General features: G+C 63.3%; 15 protein-coding genes. 7 read left to right on the plus strand and 8 right to left on the minus strand.

Annotated elements, in window-relative coordinates:
* The first annotated feature begins 320 nt into the window (after positions 1–320).
* Together ABVK50_RS19285 and ABVK50_RS19290 are read left to right on the plus strand one after the other, a co-directional pair.
* Complete coding sequence (locus ABVK50_RS19285) at positions 321–1,571, plus strand: PQQ-dependent sugar dehydrogenase (protein WP_353646961.1); 1,251 nt, start codon at positions 321–323, stop codon at positions 1,569–1,571.
* Positions 1,572–1,665: 94 nt separating this feature from the next.
* Positions 1,666–1,980: a cytochrome c gene (locus ABVK50_RS19290; RefSeq protein ID WP_353645879.1), complete on the plus strand. Its 315-nt coding sequence runs from the start codon at positions 1,666–1,668 to the stop codon at positions 1,978–1,980.
* A gap of 239 nt (positions 1,981–2,219) precedes the next feature.
* On the opposite strand, the gene ABVK50_RS19295 is transcribed toward ABVK50_RS19290, so the two are convergent.
* A complete protein-coding gene (locus ABVK50_RS19295) occupies positions 2,220–2,669 on the minus strand; it encodes a GatB/YqeY domain-containing protein (protein ID WP_353645045.1) in 450 nt (149 codons plus the stop codon).
* Between the two features lie 296 nt (positions 2,670–2,965).
* On the opposite strand from ABVK50_RS19295, the gene carA reads away from it, so the two are divergent.
* The 3 genes from carA to ABVK50_RS19310 all read left to right on the plus strand — a co-directional run bounded on the left by carA (position 2,966) and on the right by ABVK50_RS19310 (position 5,739).
* A complete protein-coding gene (carA, locus tag ABVK50_RS19300; RefSeq protein ID WP_353645044.1) occupies positions 2,966–4,168 on the plus strand; it encodes a glutamine-hydrolyzing carbamoyl-phosphate synthase small subunit in 1,203 nt (400 codons plus the stop codon).
* 145 nt (positions 4,169–4,313) lie between these two features.
* Positions 4,314–4,745 carry a hypothetical protein gene (locus ABVK50_RS19305; RefSeq protein WP_353645043.1) on the plus strand — a complete coding sequence of 144 codons (432 nt, stop codon included), beginning with the start codon at positions 4,314–4,316 and terminating at the stop codon, positions 4,743–4,745.
* 214 nt (positions 4,746–4,959) lie between these two features.
* Positions 4,960–5,739: an SH3 domain-containing protein gene (locus ABVK50_RS19310; RefSeq protein ID WP_353645042.1), complete on the plus strand. Its 780-nt coding sequence runs from the start codon at positions 4,960–4,962 to the stop codon at positions 5,737–5,739.
* 50 nt (positions 5,740–5,789) lie between these two features.
* On the opposite strand, the gene ABVK50_RS19315 is transcribed toward ABVK50_RS19310, so the two are convergent.
* The 5 genes from ABVK50_RS19315 to ABVK50_RS19335 form a co-directional block, all read right to left on the minus strand.
* Positions 5,790–6,281 (minus strand): Gmad2 immunoglobulin-like domain-containing protein, encoded by a 492-nt coding sequence (locus ABVK50_RS19315; RefSeq protein WP_353645041.1) that lies wholly within the window; start codon positions 6,279–6,281, stop codon positions 5,790–5,792.
* Positions 6,282–6,407: 126 nt separating this feature from the next.
* Entirely contained in the window at positions 6,408–7,316 is a 909-nt protein-coding gene (locus tag ABVK50_RS19320; RefSeq protein WP_353645040.1) for a neutral zinc metallopeptidase, read from the minus strand.
* Between the two features lie 117 nt (positions 7,317–7,433).
* Positions 7,434–10,109, minus strand: coding sequence for an EAL domain-containing protein (locus ABVK50_RS19325; RefSeq protein WP_353645039.1), 2,676 nt, complete (start codon positions 10,107–10,109; stop codon positions 7,434–7,436).
* A gap of 102 nt (positions 10,110–10,211) precedes the next feature.
* Complete coding sequence (locus tag ABVK50_RS19330; RefSeq protein WP_353645038.1) at positions 10,212–10,400, minus strand: hypothetical protein; 189 nt, start codon at positions 10,398–10,400, stop codon at positions 10,212–10,214.
* 152 nt (positions 10,401–10,552) lie between these two features.
* Positions 10,553–11,734, minus strand: a complete 1,182-nt coding sequence (locus tag ABVK50_RS19335; RefSeq protein WP_353645037.1) for an MFS transporter — start codon at positions 11,732–11,734, stop codon at positions 10,553–10,555.
* Between the two features lie 146 nt (positions 11,735–11,880).
* Here ABVK50_RS19335 and ABVK50_RS19340 point away from each other — a divergent pair, with 146 nt between their 5' ends.
* Together ABVK50_RS19340 and ABVK50_RS19345 are read left to right on the plus strand one after the other, a co-directional pair.
* Positions 11,881–12,222, plus strand: coding sequence for a helix-turn-helix transcriptional regulator (locus tag ABVK50_RS19340; protein ID WP_353645036.1), 342 nt, complete (start codon positions 11,881–11,883; stop codon positions 12,220–12,222).
* Positions 12,223–12,321: 99 nt separating this feature from the next.
* On the plus strand, positions 12,322–12,981 hold the full coding sequence (locus ABVK50_RS19345) for a dihydrofolate reductase family protein (protein WP_353645035.1): 660 nt from the start codon (positions 12,322–12,324) through the stop codon (positions 12,979–12,981).
* 100 nt (positions 12,982–13,081) lie between these two features.
* On the opposite strand, the gene ABVK50_RS19350 is transcribed toward ABVK50_RS19345, so the two are convergent.
* Both ABVK50_RS19350 and ABVK50_RS19355 read right to left on the minus strand, forming a co-directional pair.
* Positions 13,082–13,864: an ATP-binding cassette domain-containing protein gene (locus tag ABVK50_RS19350; RefSeq protein WP_353645034.1), complete on the minus strand. Its 783-nt coding sequence runs from the start codon at positions 13,862–13,864 to the stop codon at positions 13,082–13,084.
* The gene (locus ABVK50_RS19355) at positions 13,857–16,112 is read right to left on the minus strand and encodes an ABC transporter permease (protein WP_353645033.1); all 2,256 of its coding nucleotides are present in this window, start codon (positions 16,110–16,112) and stop codon (positions 13,857–13,859) included. Before ABVK50_RS19355 ends, ABVK50_RS19350 begins: the two co-directional genes overlap by 8 nt.
* Positions 16,113–16,130 lie beyond the last annotated feature (18 nt).

Here is a 16,130-nt window from a genome sequence, read left to right on the forward strand (position 1 = left end):
TTTCGGGACCGGAACAGGAGCAAGGCCGCTTAAATCACCAGCCAGGGCCCACTTGCCACTCGCGCGGTCGGCGCGAGGTCACGCGGATCGGCGGCGGTGCCGCCGACCCGGCGCGGGAACTGCTCGACCACGCCACCTCGGCAGCAAACCAATCGCTATCCCAGATGATTGTCAGGTAGAGTGATTTATGCAACGCTGTCAGCCTTGCGTCAGACTGAGCGAACATGCCCGGCGCTGGAAATCTCGAACCAAAAGCAACCGCCCGTGACGTTGTATCTGGCTACCGCAGATGCCGCAAACGGGCCATGTGGGAGGAAATCGTGATCAAAAAACTCGCTTTCGTTTTGTCATGCGCTGCCGCCTTTTGCGTAACGTCCGCCTTTGCGCAGGACACCAATCTCGAGAAACTTGGCGGCTTCAAAACCACCGGCACACCGATGATGGAGCCGATCCCGCAGACTGGGGAAAACGCCGAAGCCCTCAAGGCCATCGCAGCGAAAATCAAAGTCCCGGATGGCTTCAAGATCGGTCTCTACGCAATCGTTCCGGATGCGCGCCATATGGCTGTGGGACCACAAGGTGTGGTGACGTTTGTCGGCACCCGCAAACAACTGGTCTATTCGATGACCGACCGCAACAAGGATCGCGTCGCCGACGATGTGAAGGTTTTCGCGCCTTCGATCAAAATGGCAGTCCCGAACGGCGTCTGCTTCTCCAGAGACGGCCATCTCTATCTCGCCGAGCAGAACCGCGTATTGTGGTTCCCGGCCGCCGAGTTTTTCTATGAGGGTCCGGATGTCGCGGCCTTCGAAATCGTGAAGCAGGGTGAATTGATACCCGCATCTGATGAGAGCTTCAATCACACGGCCCGAACCTGCCGCATCGGACCTGATGGCCGCATCTATATTACGATCGGCCAGCCCTTCAACGTGCCAGCGCCCGAAATACTCCCGGAATTCGAAAAACTGGGCATCGGCGGCATCGTCAGCATGAAACAGGACGGTACCGACCGCAAAATTTATTCGCGCGGAATGCGCAACCCCCTCGGCCTCGATTTCAATCCAAAGGACAAGACACTTTGGGTGAATGACAATCAGGTCGACGGCATGGGCGACACCATTCCTCCGGGCGAAATGAACCGGGTCACCGGGCCGGACCAGAATTTTGGCTTCCCCTGGTATGGCGGCGGCAAGACTCGAACTCTTGAGTACAAGGACGCCACAGTGCCCGAAGGCGTAATCTTCCCGGAGGTCGAGCAGGACGCTCATGCGGCCGATCTCGGCCTGTCGTTCTATACCGGCAAGCAGTTCCCCGAAAAATACCGGGGCGGCATCTTCTCGACCCAGCACGGCTCATGGAACCGCATCGAGCCCGTTGGCGCGCGGGTGCTGTTCACTTCGCTGAAAGCGGACGGCACCGCGGACAAGACCGAAGTGTTCGCTGAAGGCTGGCTGAACGAGAATGGCGAGTATCTCGGCCGTCCGGTTGATGTTCAGATGCTCAATGACGGTTCGCTGCTGGTGTCGGACGATCTGGCCGGAGCGGTCTGGCGGATTTCCTACGGCGATTGAAAGACTTCGCCATGCGGCGACTTCTACTGCCGCATGGCTCACACCCTATGGATAATGGCTCACACCCTATGGATAGGAGGTCGGTGTGCGGGCTTTGATCGTAAGTCTGGCTGTGCTCGTTGCCTGTTCGACGTCTGCCGAGGCGGGAGGTGATGCCGCCTTGGGCAAAAAGGTGATGCTGAAGTGCCAAGTCTGCCATGGCAAGGACGGCCTCGCCAAAGTGCCCGATGCGCCGAACATCGCCGGGCAGAAGGAGCCATATCTCGTCAAGGCGTTGACGGCCTTCAAGGCAGGCGAGCGAAAGAATGAGCAGATGACTGTCGTGACCAAGGGCTTGAGCGATGACGATATCGCGAACGTCGCCGCCTATTACTCGTCGATCAAAATCACCGTCCAAGTGCCGCCATGAGACGGAGGACATAACCACGCCCTGCGGTCAGCGTGCCAGAAACGGCCGTTCACGGCTACATAAACCAGTGACCGCATTGCGCCAGAAGCTCCCCGGCCTTGTCGCCGCACCCAGAGGGCGGAAGCAGCTTTTGATCGAGAAAATGAGGCTGAGAGCGAGAGTCGCTTCTCAGCCTCCCTGAAGTGATCATACTTCTGAAAGTCAGCTTTCCCGTTACGCCACCGGCGATCCAGGAAAGCCTACTGCAGCATCGTCTTGACGATGCCGCTGGCCTTGCCGAAGTCCATTTTGCCCGGAAACTTTTCCTTGAGCGCGTTCATGCAGCGGCCCATGTCGCGCAGGCCGTCGGCGCCGACCTCGTGAATGACCTGCTGGCAGGCTTGCTTCACGTCGTCCTCGCCGAGCTGCTTAGGCATGAAGCCGCGGATGATCGCGATCTCGTCACGCTCCTGCGCCGCGAGTTCCAGCCTGTTGCCTTCTTCGAAGGCCTTGGCCGATTCCTCACGCTGCTTAACCATCTTGGCCAGGATCTGCATGATCTCCTCATCGCTGACGGGGTCCTTGCCCGCGCCGCGATTGGCGATGTCGCGATCCTGGATTGCCGCATTGATCAGGCGCAGCGTCGAGGTCGAGCGCTTGTCCTGAGCTTTCTGCGACGATTTGAGTGCCTGGGCGATTTGCTCGCGCATGGCGGAATCTCCTTGTACGGCGAACGACAATAACGCCCGCGACCGATCAACGCAAACGCAATGTGAACTGCCAAGTTCCTGTTTTCCAAAGGAAATTATTTGGCTTCACCGCGTCCACGATCATTGACCGGTCGGGCTGCTTCGCTTATTGTCCGCGCCTTGCATGAACTGTTTTGTTTTGCACGGGGGTTTGCCAAAACCGCGGCTTCCCGTGCTTTTCGTTGCGCCATATGGCCTTTTGCGGGCCGTTTTTCAAGGGCGTAGCGCGCCTGACCCGATCGACACGGAGCATCGCCATGGCCACCGCCACCGCCCCCTGGGCAACCGAAACGCCGACCGCCCTTCTGGTGCTCGCCGATGGCACCGTCATCGAGGGGCGCGGGCTCGGCGCGACGGGCAGCGCTGTCGCCGAAGTGTGCTTCAACACCGCGCTGACCGGCTATCAGGAAATCCTCACCGACCCGTCCTATGCCGGCCAGATCGTCACCTTCACCTTCCCGCATATCGGCAATATCGGCGCCAATGACGAGGACATCGAGGACCTGAACCCGGCAGCCCGCGCCGGCGCTGTCGGCGCCGTGTTCAAGGCCGACGTCACCAACCCCTCGAACTACCGCGCCTCGGTCCATCTCGACCAGTGGCTGAAGCGGCGCGGCGTCATCGCCATTTCGGGCGTCGACACGCGGGCGCTCACGGCGCTCATCCGCGAGAAGGGCGCGCCCAACGCGGTAATAGCGCATGCGCCCGACGGCAGGTTCGACATCGACAATCTGAAGGCCAAGGCGAAGGCCTGGTCCGGCCTAGTCGGTCTCGATCTGGCGAAGGAGGTCACCTCCGGCCAGTCGTCGGTCTGGCGGGAAACCCCGTGGGTGTGGGATGAAGGCTATGGCGAGCAGGACGAGCCCTCGATGCACGTCGTCGCCATAGACTACGGCATCAAGCGCAATATTCTGAGGCTGCTTGCCGGCCTCGGCGCCAAGGTCACGGTGGTGCCGGCCAGGACCGGCGCCGACGAGATCCTCGCTATGAAGCCGGACGGCGTCTTCCTCTCCAATGGTCCCGGCGACCCGGCCGCCACCGGCGAATACGCCGTGCCGGTGATCAAGGATCTGCTGAAGACCGAACTGCCGGTGTTCGGCATCTGCCTCGGCCACCAGATGCTGGCGCTGGCGCTCGGCGGCACGACCGAAAAGATGCATCAGGGCCATCACGGCGCCAACCACCCGGTGAAGGATCACACCACCGGCAAGGTGGAGATCGTATCGATGAACCACGGCTTCTCGGTCGATTCGAAGTCGCTGCCCGAAGGCGTGGAGGAGACCCATGTCTCGCTGTTCGACGGCTCCAATTGCGGCATCTCGCTCACCGGCAAGCCGGTATTCTCGGTGCAGCACCACCCCGAGGCCTCGCCCGGCCCGCAGGATTCGCACTATCTGTTCCGGCGCTTCGCCAATCTGATCCGCGAGACGAAGGGCGAACCAGCGCTGGCCGAACGCTGAACAGCTGCGCCCGGGAGCACCGCCAGCCTTTTCGGGCGTGCAAAAGGACGCGCATCGTGTATCCAAAAAAGGCAGTGTTTTCATTCTGCTAAAGGTGGCGGAAGCGCGATAAGGTCGGACGAACGGGTGGGGAATTGTAGAGTCCATGACTGATGGCAAGACTCAGGCACAGATTCTCCTAGATGCGGTTCTCCCTTTCGCCGAAAAAATGCTTGCAGAGCACGGTGAGTTTTTCCCGTTGGCTGGAGCCCTGAGCCCGTCAGGTGAAGTGGTTTCCGTTGGCGGCCATGATGGTCGGGAGCACCCTCCATCCACGGAGATAATCGAGTTGCTCGCGAGCGGGCTTCGTCAAGGCGCAAATAGCGGCGAGTATGTCGCCACGGCACTCGTCTATGACGTGCGCGTGACACCTCCGACTGCGACTGAACCGACCGACGCCATAGCGGCCGAACTGGAACATCAGGACGGTTACGCTGTAACTGTATTCTTCCCCTATCGACTGGCGAATGGTCAGCCGGAACTTGCCAGTCCGTTTGCTACCGCACAGTCTCGCGCCATCTTTTCTATGGCCGGTTAGTTCGCGCCTATTCTTGGGATGTTAATATCCGCAATGGGTCGGCCCTAATCCCAAATTCAAGCTGAGACCCCACCGTATCAATTCCGATTCTCAGGCCGCGCCTTCGCGCCGAAACACCGCACCCTTTCAAGGGGATACGCACAATTCTGACTCGAACTGGCCACATTTGCAGGTCATGATTCGGCAGGCAGGGGACTGCGTAGAGGGTTTCAGTGTGAAAAAATTCCGTAAACTCGGCGCCGCCGGCGTACCGAAACGGCCGTTTCGGGTGCGCATGGATTGGCGCAAAGCCCGCAGAATGGCGGGCATCGCCGCCGCCGTGTCCTCAGTGGTCGCGGCCGGCACTTTGAGCGCGATGTTCGTCGACCACCTTGCCGAACGCGCCGTGATGCGCGCCGCGGCGGAAGCGCCCGCCGTCGCGCGCGAAGCCGTCCGGGTTGCCGCGGCCGATAAGGCCGAGGCAGCGCTGGCGGCGGCGAAGGTCGCGTCAAAACCTGCCGCGCCGCTTCAGCGCGACGCCGTTGGAGCCAAGGCCGCGCCTGCCGGCCTGAAAGCCGCCGCACCCGCGCAGCGCGCCGCGAAGTCCGCGCCGAAATTCCCCGGCCAGGGAGAAACGCCGTCATCCACGCCAACAATGGCCTATGCCGGACAAGGCGACGCAGCCGAACGCCGGTTCGACGCCTCCGCGTCGGAAAACAGCGACGCAACCGACGAGACCGCGACGGCGGCAATCGCCACGGTTCCCCTCCCCGCCTCCGCTCCGTTCCCCGAGCCTCGCGCGGAGGAAGCCGGCGAAGCGGAAGAGGCCGCCGGCCGCGAGGCGCGCGTGACCAAATATGTCAACCTGCGCTCCGGCCCGAACGACGAGTCCAAGGTCGTCGCCGTGGTTCCGGCCAAGGCGTCGGTCAGCGTCCTCGACTGCAAGGCGTGGTGCGAGGTCGTGTTCGACGGCAAGAAGGGCTGGATCTACAAGCGCTTCATTAGCGAGTCCTGACGAGCTCGCCCGAGGGGCCGGCGAGGTTCCATCCGCCGCAGGCAAATCTCTCACGCGCCGATCGGCACTTTCAGCTGCTGGCCGGGGAAGATGAGATTCGGATTGTCGATCACCAGCGGGTTGGCGCGCACGATGCGCTGGAACTGGGTCGTGCTGCCATAGTGCTGCTCGGAAATCTTCGACAGCGTGTCGCCCGGCTTCACCACATGGATACGGAAGCCGATATAGTTCGCGACGATGCGCGGCCCATAGATCACCGGGACGATCACCTTGTTGATCTCCGAGCCGTCCTGCGCACTCTCCTCGAACACCTCGACGAACAGCCGGTCGAGCTGGAAGGCAGCCGCGCCGATCGCCGCCTGGACCTGGAACTGGCCGTGCTCGCCGGTGCCGCCGCCAACGTTGAAGAAGCCGGTGCGCTCGTCATGGCCGTCATGGACACGCCAGTTGAGCGTCGCCTCGAATCCCTGCCCGATGCCGGCAATCAGTACGGGATCGCCGACGAGATCGAACGGTTTTGGCTGCTGGATTTCATTGGGCATGGCGGTGCTCCTTGCGGGACTGCGGGAGCATAGAATGGATGGGCCGGGCAGCGATGTCGGTGAAGCAGATCACATTGGGCCGAGCCGAGCAGAAAGAGCGAGCAGCTTCGGCGTAGCGCCTCAACCTCAAATCGGGTTGTTGAACGTGTCGCAATCCGCCAGCCTGCCGCTCTGGAAACCACGATTGAACCAGGTGGCGCGCTGCTCCGAGGTGCCGTGGTTGAAGCTTTCTGGAACGACGTAGCCCTGCGTGCGCCGCTGCAGCGTGTCGTCGCCGATCTGTGTGGCGGCGTTCAGCGCTTCCTCTAGATCGCCCTGTTCGAGCAGGCCCTTCTGGTCGGTAAAATGCCCCCATATGCCGGCGAAGCAATCGGCCTGCAGTTCCACCCGCGTCGACATCTGGTTTGCCTCGGCCTGGCTCATCGTCTGCCGCATCTGGTTGAACTTCGGCAGGATGCCGGTCAGGTTCTGGATATGGTGGCCCACCTCGTGCGCCAGCACATAGGCCTGCGCGAAATCGCCGGCGGCATCGAACTGGCGCTCGAGCTGGTCGTAGAAGGCGAGGTCGATATAGATTTTGCGGTCGCCCGGACAGTAGAACGGGCCGGATGCCGCCGAGGCGAAGCCGCAGGCCGAGCGCACCTGTCGCGAAAACAGCACCAGCGTCGGCTCGGTGTAGTCGAGCCCTTCGGCCTGGAAGATGCCGTTCCAGACATCCTCGGTCTCGGCAAGCACCGTCGAGACGAACTGGGTCATCTCGTCGCTCGCCTGGGTGTTCGTCCGGGTGATCTGTCCGCCGCCGCCCGCCGGGCCTCCCCCTTCGGTCAGCACTTCGAGGGGGTCGATGCCGCAGGCCCGCAGCACGAAAAACAGCACGACCAGGATGATGATGCCTGAAACGCCGCCGCCGCCAATCCCGCGGCCGACCGGGATGCGAATGCCGCCGCCGCGACCCAGTCCGCCGCCGCCGAAGCCGCCGCCCTGCCCGCGCGCGTCCTGGACGTTCTCGCTCTGTCGACGGCCTCTCCAGCGCATGGCGCATTCCTCATCATTCGAGCCGGCGCGGCGCGAATGCCGCCGGCGATCCTCAACCGATAACTAGCCCAACGGTTGCTATCTGTCACAGCATTGTGCGGTCAGACGCTCGTCGGACTAGGAAGCGGCGCGCTGCTTGCGCTGGCGTATAAACGCCTTGAGCTCGGTGGCGCTCATGGGGCGCCCGAGCGCGAAACCCTGCAGCATATCGCAGCCGAGTTCCTTGAGGATGCGCGCATGCTGCATCGTCTCGACGCCCTCTGCCACCACCTCGATGCCGAGCGATTTGCCGATTTCCACGATCGATTCCACCAAGCTTCTTTGCGTAGGCGATTTGACGATCGGCCTGACCAGTTGCCGGTCGATCTTCAGGCGGCGCGGCTGGAGCTTGAGCAGGCTGACGATCGACGCGTAGCCAGTGCCGAAATCGTCAATCTCGATGTCGATGCCGAGTTCCTTGATCTGGTTGACGTTCCAGGCGACCATCTCGTCATGGTCGTCGAGGAAGATGGATTCGACAAGCTCGAACGACACTGTGCCGGGACGGATGTCCAGGTTGCGCAGGCTCTTGATCAGTTCCTCGTCCTGCAGTCGCCGCGCCGAGACATTGACGGAGACGCGCGGCACGGCGAGGCCGGACTTGGTCCAATCCTCGAAATTCCCGTGCGCCTGCTCGAGGATCATCCGGTCGATTGTCGAGACGACGTTCAGTTCCTCGGCAATCTTGATGAACACTTCAGGCGTCAGTATCCCTTTCGCCGGGTGCCGCCATCGCGCCAGCGCCTCGACGCCGGCGATCTCCAGCGTCTTTGCGTCGAACTGCGGCTGGTAGTAGGCGACGAATTCGCTGCGTTCCAGGCCGCCAAGTATCTCGTCGGCCACGCGCTTGGTAGTGACGATCTCCGCCTGCAGGGCTTCGGTGAAGAATTCGTGCCGGTTGCGGCCGCGGCTCTTGGCCCGGTAGAGCGCGATGTCGGCATTGACCAGCAGGCGCTTCGGATCGATGTCTTCGCCGGTTTCGGCGGCGATGCCGATGCTGACGCCGAACCGGCATTGATGGCCCTCATAGGAGACTGGCTGGCGCATCTGGCCGATGATGCGGTCGGCGAGCACGGCCAGATAGTCCGAACCGGATTCGGACGTGCATACCACCAACACGAACTCGTCGCCGCCGATACGGGCGACGAAGTCCTGCGGCCGCATATTCGCTTTCAGAACCTTCGACGCATGCACCAGCATCGCGTCGCCGGCGGCGTGGCCGAGCGTGTCGTTGATCTGTTTGAAGCGGTCGAGATCGATGTGCAGCAGCGCCGCGTAGCCGCCGCTGCGGGCGCAGGCCGCCGCGTAGTGGTCCAGTATCTCGTCAAGATAACGCCGGTTGGGCAGGCCGGTGAGCGAATCGTGCAGCGCATTGTGCTCGATGCGAGCCTTGGCGGCCTCGAGCTCCGCGTATCGGGTCTCCGCCAGGTTCTTCGCCCGCTCCAGTTCCCTGGTGAGCGTCACATCGGCGGTCACATCCCATTCGGCACCGATCATCTTCGGCGTCTCGTTCCCCTCCTGATAGACGATCGCGCGCGTGCGAAGGTAGCGGATTTCACCGCCGGGCAGCACGATGCGGTACTCCGAGGAGTAGCGCCCGCGCGTCGCGGCGTCATGGAAGTCCTTCTGCGCCCGCTCCAGATCGTCCGGATGGATCTTGCCGGCCCAGTCGTCATAGTGTCGCGGCTTGCCGTCGGCCGGCAGCCCGTAGATCTCGTTGACCCGGTCGTCCCAGACCATCTCGTCGGTTTCCAGGTCGTGTTCCCACACGCCGATCTGCGAAGCATCCAGCGCCAGTTCCAGGCGCTGCGACAGCCGCCTGAGCTGCGTCTCGCGGCGGCGCGCGTCGCGGTAATGCTTCCGCCGCTCCTCGATCAAGTGGCTTGCCGCCAGGATCGGGACTACCACCAGCGCGCCGGCAGCAAAAATCAGGCCGCGCAGCAGCCAGGTGTTCGGAGGCGTCGCGTTCCAGCCGGCTTTCGGAATTGCAGCGATCTGCCATGAGCCGGAGGGCAAGTGCACGCTCGCCGTCACCGGATCGCTTTTCACGACCTCCGGATCGCCATAGAACCGGGTGCCGGTCTCGCCGAGCGCATCGCGGCCGGTCAGCGCCACTTCGATCGGCAGCTCCGGGTCGGTGAGCCCGCTATCCCTATAAAGGCGCTCCACGTCGATGACGGCCGAGACGACGCCCCAGAACCTGTCGCTGTTCCCTGCGCTGGGGACATAGACCGGAAAGCGGCCGATGAAGCCTTGTCCGCCTTGGGCCAGTTCAACAGGTCCTGCAAGAACCAGCCGGCGCGTTTCGCGCGCGCGAAAGACGCTCTCGCGCTGTGCTTCGTTTTCGCGGTAGTCGAGCCCGATCGCCTTCTCGTTACCCTTTATCGGATACATAAGGGAAATGACGAGGTTGGGTGCACCCGCGATATTTTTCAGTTGCGACTCTTCCGCAAACAGGTTGCGGGCAAGCGAGGCGAAGCGCTGCTGGCCCATGTAGGGTTCCGTCACGATCGCCGAGACCAGGCCGCGCACAAGCTGGATGTTGCCGTTGATGTTGCCTTCCAGCTTGGCCCGGATCAGATTGACGTCGGCCAGCACGTCGGCCCGGCTCGCCTGCTGATGCACCAGCCGGTTCTGATGTTCGGCGAAAATGCCGCCAACGATAATGACGACCACAGCGATCACCGCCGGGATATTCGTCCATGCAAGGACGATCCTGCGCGCCTGTGCGAAATTGAAGCCGTAGAAATTCACACCGCAGCCTGTCGGAAATCCGGTATTCGCACCGGTTTTCCCCTTATATTAGCTCAGACTGCTTAACTTTGACTTTCGACCGGCTTCGACTGTTGATGGACTTCAGTCGCGCTGCTTGTCGCCGGCGCTCCTGCCGTCCGAACTCTTCGACCGCTCCTCGAACCGCTTCGCGCCTTTGGCGAGGTCGCCGCCCTTGCGGGTCTCCGTCTTGCGTTCGTCCTTTTCCGCCGCCTGTTTCAGCCCGGCGGCTGCTTGCTTGCCCTTTGCGGTCGGTGCTTGGTTGACGCCCATGATCGTTCCTCCGGAAGATGCGGGAATGTGCCCGTCAACGCACGACCACCCGCCGCGTTCCGGCTTAAGTATGATCCCGAACCGAAGGTCGGCACTGCGAAAAGTTGCAGACTTTTCTGGCAAGATCAGGCGACTAAACAAACATCTAGACCCTACTCGGCTGCCGGTGCCACGGCGACCCGCCGGGATCTCGCGCTCGCCATCAGCACCGCTAGTGCCAGCAACGGAAAGGCGGCGGCGACAAGGCCCAGGTCGGACGGCGTGGCGAATTCGAGCACCCGCCCGCCGACCACTGTCCCGGCGGCGATGCCGAAATAGAGCGCCGAGGCGTTGAGCGACAGCGTCAGATGCGCAACCTCGGGCGCGAAGCCGACGATGCGGCTCGCCTGCGCCGGCGGAAACGACCAGCCGATCGTGCCCCACACGCCCATCAGCGCGATCAGCGCCGGCCCGGAGATCGCAGGCGGCACGAATTTCAGGACGAGCGCGATGACGACGCTTACTGCAGCCGACGTCAGAAGCGCCAGGACCACGACCCGCGTCGCCCCGATGCGGTCGGCCAGATAGCCGCTGGCGAGGTTGCCGATGACGGCCCCGACGCCGAAGGCGAGCAGCATGCCCGGTATGGCGAGAGCCGGCAGGCTGGCGCCCTCGGTGGTCAGCGGCGCGATATAGGAAATGATGGCGAAGCCGCCGGTAAGGTAGAGCAACGTCACGGCGAGCGAGGGCAATATGCCCGGCCTGCCGATCGCGGCAAACCGCTCGCCGAGCGTCAGGCGCGCGCCGCGCATTCCATGCGGCAGGCGTACCCACAGGATCGCCGCGCAGGCGAAGCCGAGCAGCGCAATGGCCACGAACGTGCCGCGCCAGCCCCACATCGTGGCGATCAGCGAGCCCGCAGGCGCGCCAAGCGCGACCGCGAATGTTGTGCCGCCGACCACCACCGCGATGGCGCGCGCGCGGTGCTCCGGCCCGGCCAGCGCCACGGCCGTCGCCTGCGCCGTCGCGGCGAACAGGCCGGCCGACATGCCCATCAGTATCTGCGCGGCCAACAGCCCGGAGAAGGACGAACTTGTCGCCGCGATGACATTGCCGGTGACGAAAGCAAGCATGGCCGCCGCCAGCACGCGCCGCCTGTCGATTTCGCCAGCCAGCGCCGACAGCACCGGTGCGCCGATGGCGTAGGCGAGCGAGAACGCGGTGATCAGATAACCGGCGTGCGGAACCGAAACTCCGGCGTCGGCGGCGATCGCCGGCAACAGGCTGGAGAAGACGAAGCCAACCGTGCTCATCGCGAACGATCCCACGGCCAGCCATATCAGACGCTTGTCCATGACCTTTTTCCTTAGTTCAAAACTTATTGAACTATTGAACCTGTCGCCGCATCATGTCAATCTACTGCCATAGGCCTCCTGCCACGCTCATGTCAGGAGCCCTGCGCTACATTGAATCGAGCCCCGAAAGCCTTCATTCTCGACCCATGATCTTGCCCCACCCCTCCATCGACCAGATCAGCCTCGCCAATGTGCTGTCCGTGTTGGGAGACCAGACGCGGCTGGCCATCGTCGGCTATCTCGCCCGCAACGAAGGCGCACCGATGAATTGCAGCCAGTTCCTCGATTTCGGCTCGAAGACCAATCTCAGCTACCATCTCGCCAAGCTGCGCGAGGCCGGCGTGACCCGCACGGAGATTTCGGGCACCAGCCGGCTGATTTCGCTGCGCCGCGCCGAACTCGATCAGCGCTTTCCCGGCCTGCTCGATTCGATCATGGCTGCGGCTGACGCGGCGCCGCGTTCGAGCGAGAGCATGGATTTGGTCTGAAACCGGATTTTTCTCCCGGCGCTGTCGGAATGCGGACGCCCCGATCGTCCTTGGAAAGATCTCGGGCTTTGACCGGGCGTTTCAACGAGGAGAAATGCAATGAGGAAAATAGTTGCCGGAGCCTTCGTCAGTCTCGACGGCGTCATGCAGGCTCCGGGCGGCCCGGATGAAGATCCGACCGGCGGCTTCAAATATGGCGGCTGGGTCGCGCCGCATTTCGACGAGAAGATGGGCGAAGTCGTCGGCGAGATGTTCTCGAGGCCCTTCGACCTTCTGCTCGGCCGCAAGACCTACGACATTTTCGCAGCCCACTGGCCCTATGTCGAAAAGGACGACCCGATCGGGCCGCTGTTCGACAGCATCACCAAATTCGTCGCGACACGCAACCCGGATTTCAAGCCGGGCTGGCAGAACAGCCGGACGCTCGGGCCCGATCCGGTCGCCGCGCTGAAGAAGCTGAAGCAGGAGGACGGCCCCGATCTTTTAACCCAGGGCTCCACCGATTTCCTGAAGACCTTGCTCGCGCACGGCCTTGTCGACGAATTCAACGTCTCGGTATTTCCGGTCATCCTCGGCAAGGGGAAGCGGCTTTTCGGCGAAACGGCTCAGCCCACGGGCCTGAAACTCCTCTCCGTCCAGTCGTCACCGTCCGGTGCCGTCGCCATGAAATATGTGCCCGACGGCGAGGTCCGCACCGGCTCCTTCGAATTCGACACTCCGACGGAGGCCGAGCTGGAGCGGCGCAGGAATTTGAGCTGAACCTCAGAGTATCCGCCCAGGACTACCGTTGCGTCCTGGGCGGATAACGTTCCAGCGTCGACGTGAATATCCGCGACAACGTCTCGATCGCCATGACCGGTCAAATCGCCGTTGCCTCATCTGCCGTGAGCGCGTTCTCTCTCGTGCCGGAGACGATGATCTCCAAGACCTCGTGCTCGTTCGTCATCCTGACGTAGCGGTCGCCGACATTCTCGCCGCGCTTCAGCACCATGACGCGGTCGCCCACGGCAAAGATGTCGACCAGCCGGTGCGAGATGATGATCTGCGCGACGCCGTGCTTCTTGAGTTCGAGCATCGTCTCGAGCAGCCGTTCGGTCGCCATCACCGAGAGATTGGCGGTAGGTTCGTCGAGGATAACCACGCGCGGCTCGAACGAGATCGCGCGAGCTATCGCCACGGATTGCTGGCGGCCGCCCGACAGGCTCTCGACCTTCTGATGGACGGAGTTCACGTCGACCTTTAGCCGCTTCAGCACGTCGTCGGCTTCCGCGTACATTTTCCGCCGATTGATGAAAAGGCCTTTGCGCGGCCACCGGCCAAGAAAGATATTCTGGCCGACATCCATATTCCCGCAAAGGGCGAAATCCTGGTAGATCATTTCGATGCCGACGTCGCGACTCTCGTGCGGGCTCTTGAAGTGCACCGGTTGCCCGGCAACGAAGATTTCGCCGGCATCGCGCTGGTAGGCGCCCGTCAGGATCTTCATGAGCGTCGACTTCCCGGCCGAGTTGTCGCCGACGAGGCCAAGAATCTCGCCCGGATAGAGGACAAGGTCGACGCCGCTGAGGGCGCGCACCGCGCCGAACGCTTTGTCGATCCCGCGCATCTCGACGATTGGGGTCGGGAGGGGGGTCTCACGCATGGGTGGTCTCCGCCGTAGCGGCCCGCCGGGCAAATCGCGCCCACAGCCGGCCGATGAGATTCGCCTGGCGTATCCAGATGTCGATCAGCACCGCGACGATCAGGATGCCGCCGATGAAGACGTTGATCCAGTGCTGCGGCATGGTGAAGCCTTGGACGTTGAGCTGCAGGAGCGCGCGGACCAGGGTGATCACCGCCGCGCCCGCGAGCGCGCCGATCATCGTGCCGTAGCCGCCGAAGATCGAGCCGCCGCCTATGATCACCGCAGCGATGGCGTCGAGCTCGCGGAACTGGCCTGCGACCGGGTTGAAGCTGCGGAAGTAGGCGATGTTGATCAGCCCCGCCATCGTCGCGCAGAGCGCGCACAGGAGGAGCGCGAGGAAGCGCACGCGGTTGGTGTTGATGCCGGCATAGGCAGCCGCGCGGATGTTGCCGCCGGTGGCGTAGATCTTCTGCCCGAACGGTGTGTAGGCAAGCACGATGCCGGCCAGGAGAGCGACGAAAAGCATCCAGACCGTCTGGACGCTGACCACCTCGGCCACGGCCCGGAGCGGCCCGGGCGGCAGGACGAGGCCGTGGTGAAGCAGGATGTCGTTCACCTTGCGGCCGATCAAATTGTAGCGTTCGGTCCAGCCGGTGAGCTGCTGGCCGGCGGTGAACCAGGCGGCGAGACCGCGGGCGATGTAGAACATGCCGAGCGTCGCGATGAAGGCCGGCAGCTTGAAGCCGACCGTCATCACGGCGTTGACCATGCCGGCGCACATCCCGGCGAGAAGGCCCATCGCGATGGCGGTGACCGGGTCGGCGCCGAGCACTTTTAGGAAATAGGCCGCGGTGCTGCCCGCGAGCGCCAGCACCGCGCCGACCGAAAGATCGATGTCGCCGGCGGCGATCACGTAGACGAGGCCTACGGCGATCAGCGCGAGCTCGGTGTAGTTGAGCAGGATCGCGAAGGTATTCGAGAGGTTCCACCAGTAGTCCGGGCGCAGTGCGAGGCCGGTCAGCCACAGCAGCATGGCCAGGATGATCGCCAGCGCGTCGCGGCGGGCGAGGAACTTGCCGAAGCCGGTCGCCGACAGCGCGATGTCAGCCGCCATGGCGCCCTTGGTCTGAACGCCGATGATCGCGACGCCGCCGATCTCGGTGGCGGGCGGCGGCGGGCGGCCGCGCAGCCAGGCCCAGAACCTCGCCGCAACCTGTCGTCGGATCACGTAGGGCTCAATCAGCACCGCAAGGATCAGGAGGAGCCCGAGAAACACCGGAACCGCTCCCACGGGGAGCGAGTAAATCGCGTTCACCGCGATTTCCTCATCGCCGATCTTGATGACGCGGATGATCGGTACGCCCTCGCGCAGCACCTTGTCGAGCAGCACCACCAGAAACGCCCCAAGGCAGGATCCGATGACGCGCCCCCGGCCGCCGAGGATCGAGGCGCCGCCGATGATGACCGAGGCGATGATGACAAGCTCGAGGCTGACGCCGTAGAGAGGGGTCACGCCCTTGTCCTGCGCCGCCGACAGCAACCCCGCCAGCGCGGCGCAGAGCGAGGAGATCAAGTAGGCGCGGATGCGCACCCAGTTGGTTGCAATGCCGGCATAGACCGCGGCCTGCTCGTTGCCGCCGGTGGCGAAAGTCTCGTAGCCCCAGCGGGTCTTCGCCAGCACTATCGCGCCGATCACCGCGACGATGGCGAAGATCACGATCTGGTTGTTGAAGCCGAGGACGTTGGTCTCGCCGAGATGGAAGAACAGTGGATACCCCGCCGCCTTGGCCGGGTAGTAGATCGACTGGCCATGCGTCAGCGCCAGCACGAAGCCCCGGCCGATGAAGAGGATCGTCAACGTGGCGATGAACGCCGGCACCCTGAGGACGGTAACCAGGACGCCGTTGATGAGCCCGATCGCCGCGCCGAGAAGCAGGCACAGAAGCACCGACGGAACGATCCCCAGGTCGAGGAAGCTCGGCGCGAACAGCCGCGCGAACACGACCGCCACGAGTCCGTAAGTGGAGCCGACCGACAGGTCGAGATCCTTGTTGACGATGACGAAGGTCATGCCCACGGCGATGATGCCGACCCGCGCGCTGTCGCGCAGCACCGCGTGCAGTGCCTCCGTCGTTCCGAAGAACGCCGGATTGACCACCGCGCCGCCAACGTAGAGCAGCAGGATCAGGAGAAGGAGACCCGCCTCCCAGCCGCCGACAAGCTGGGAGGGAGCGCGGCCGGGCACTAGGGTCGCGGTCTGCGCCATCGGTCCTTTCTCATTGCT

This window comes from Mesorhizobium sp. WSM2240 (assembly GCF_040438645.1).
GTDB lineage: Bacteria > Pseudomonadota > Alphaproteobacteria > Rhizobiales > Rhizobiaceae > Allomesorhizobium.